We start from the raw sequence: 2,469 nt of genomic DNA on the forward strand, positions 1-2,469 counted from the left end.
CAACACCGAATACCAACAGCTCGACAAACTGAAATATCACAGCCTCATACATACTGCTTCAGGTATTTTACTCCGGCAAACGGGCTACGAAATCCACAAGGTAGTCCATGAACCGCCGGGCTGCGGCAGAGGCTGTCCTTTTATCTTTTATGAGGAGACTGATATTCCGATACGCCTTTTCTTTCAGGGAGCGGATGGCAATGTGGTAAGCCTGACGCCGGAGGACCAGCCGGGGCTCCATGCTGATGCCCAGTCCTTTTTCTACCATGGCCATCATGGTGGCATCGTCCCAGGTGGTGACCCGTACCTTTGGATGGATATGGCAGGCTTCCAGAATGTCCGGTACTTCGCCCCGGCCCCCCTTTTCCAGGAGAAGGAAGGGCTCCTCTGACAGGCATTTCACCGGAATGGACGAAAGTTGGCAGAGCCGGTGTCCCTCCGGGAGAATGACCACCAGCTCATCCCGGGCCAGGAAGCGGGTATCCATTTTCTTTTCCGGCGCCATGCAGGTAAGGCCACAGTCCACCCGGCCGCTGTAGACCCAGTCTTCAATTTCCCCATAGTCTCCCAGAAGTATTTCATAATCGATGCCGGGGTAATCTTTCTGGAAAGACTGGATTACCGAAGGAAGCCAATTGGAGGCGACACTGGAAAACGCGGCAATCCGGACGATGCCCTGTTCAAGACCCTTCACTTCACTCACCTGCTGCTCCAGGTCGAACGAAGCGCGGCATAAATTTTCTGCGTAGGGCAGGAGCCGAAGGCCGTCGGAAGTCAGGCGTACGCCGGTTCTGTCTCTTTCCAGCAGAATCAGGTTCCATTCTTTCTCCAGATCGTGGATCATGCGGCTGATGCCGGACTGGGAATAATCCAGCGCCTCCGCCGCCCGGGAAAAGCTTCCCAGTTCCACGGTTTTCACAAAGGCCATATATTTCTGCAGGTTTCCATCAATCATGACCGGTCCTCCTTGCATTCGAAATCCTCATGTAATTCATGAGAAATATTCGTTTTTCACATGGTTTAGTTGTATGATATCATATTCCCCAGACAGGAGGAATAGACCTATGAAAGCCGTACGAATGACAGAAGGACCACTGGTCCGGAATATCATTGCCTTTGCTATCCCCATTGCCCTTTCCGGCATGATCCAGCAGCTCTTCAACGCTGCAGACACCGCCGTGGTGGGCCGCTTTGCTGACGCCAATGCCCTGGCCGCTGTGGGTATCAACGGGGAACTCATTGCCTTCTTCATCTGCCTGTCCGGAGGCCTTGCCATCGGCAGCAATGTGCTTATTGCCAATGCCATCGGCCGGAAAAATGAAAGCGGCATTTCCCTGGCCGTCCATTCTTCCCTCTGCCTGGCTCTCCTGGCGGGGGTCCTTGGCATGATAGCAGGGCTCCTTGTGGCAGACCCCCTGCTCCGGCTCATCGATACACCGTCCTCCATTTTCCATCTGGCATCGGTATACCTGAAGCTTTACTTCCTGGGATATCCCTTCCTCTTGATTTACGATTTCGGCTCCGCCATTCTCCGGAGCCATGGAGACAGCCGAAGTCCTTTCCTTATCCTTCTGGCAGCAGGCGTAGTCAATGTGGTACTGAACCTGGTTTTTGTCATCCTTTTCCATATGGACGTGGCGGGAGTTGCCATTGCCACAGATATCGCCACCGCCCTTTCCGCCGTCTTCGTAGTCTATCGGCTGGCGGGAGAAGAGGGGCCATTCCGTTTCCGTATGGGCAGGCTCACCCTTCACGGACCATCGGTTTCCCGGATTCTTACCATCGGTATTCCCGCCGCTCTGCAGGGCGCCGTTTTCTGCCTGGCCAATATTTTCGTCCAGGCCGCCGTCAATACCTTCGGTACCACGGTGGTGGCAGGAAATACGATTGCCCTGAATTACGAGTATTTCACCTACTACCTCATCACTGCCTTCGGGCAGACCGCTACCACCTTTGTAAGCCAGAACTGGGGTGCCGGTAACCTGAAACGCTGCCTTGAAACCGCCAAAGACTGCCTGCTGCTCTCCCTCATCGGCGGATTTACCATCAATATTCCGGCCTCCCTTTTTTATCCCCTTTCGGCGGGCCTGTTTTCCCCGGATCCCGCTATTATCAAAGCAGCCAGTGTCCGTTTCCTGATTATCGTCATACTGGAGCCGCTATGCAGCTTCATTGAAGTCCCTGCCGGATTTCTCCGGGGCCTGGGCCACTCCACGCTCCCCGCCCTTTGGACAATCCTCGGTACCTGTGTCCTGCGAATTTTCTGGATTTTGACGGTCTTTGCCCAGTTCCATGATATCCGGGTACTCTACGTGGTCTTCCCCATTTCCTGGGTTCTCATGGGACTCCTCATGCTCGGAAGCTGCTGGAGGGTACTGAGGAGAAGTGCATAAAAAGCGATTCCCGCCAATTGTGGTTTGTCGAGCTGTTGGAGAGGTGCTGATGGATAGAGTCATTCGTGCGGGGCTT

General features: G+C 54.4%; 2 protein-coding genes. One reads left to right on the forward strand and one right to left on the reverse strand.

Annotated features, from left to right (window positions below; translation table 11 throughout):
• Window positions 1-67 precede the first annotated feature (67 nt).
• Complete coding sequence (locus tag QZR21_RS08975; protein WP_296975028.1) at window positions 68-955, reverse strand: LysR family transcriptional regulator; 888 nt, start codon at window positions 953-955, stop codon at window positions 68-70.
• A 109-nt stretch (window positions 956-1,064) separates the two neighbouring features.
• Here QZR21_RS08975 and QZR21_RS08980 point away from each other — a divergent pair, with 109 nt between their 5' ends.
• Window positions 1,065-2,393, forward strand: a complete 1,329-nt coding sequence (locus QZR21_RS08980) for an MATE family efflux transporter (RefSeq protein ID WP_296096620.1) — start codon at window positions 1,065-1,067, stop codon at window positions 2,391-2,393.
• The last annotated feature ends 76 nt before the right edge of the window (window positions 2,394-2,469 follow it).

The organism is uncultured Dialister sp. (assembly GCF_900541605.1).
Lineage (GTDB): Bacteria > Bacillota > Negativicutes > Veillonellales > Dialisteraceae > Dialister.

What these genes read in the sequence shown, in the direction of transcription:
- QZR21_RS08975 (WP_296975028.1), bottom strand. Translation starts at nt 955, where the DNA reads ATGATTGATGGAAACCTGCAGAAATATATGGCCTTTGTGAAAACCGTG.
- QZR21_RS08980 (WP_296096620.1), top strand. Translation starts at nt 1,065, where the DNA reads ATGAAAGCCGTACGAATGACAGAAGGACCACTGGTCCGGAATATCATT.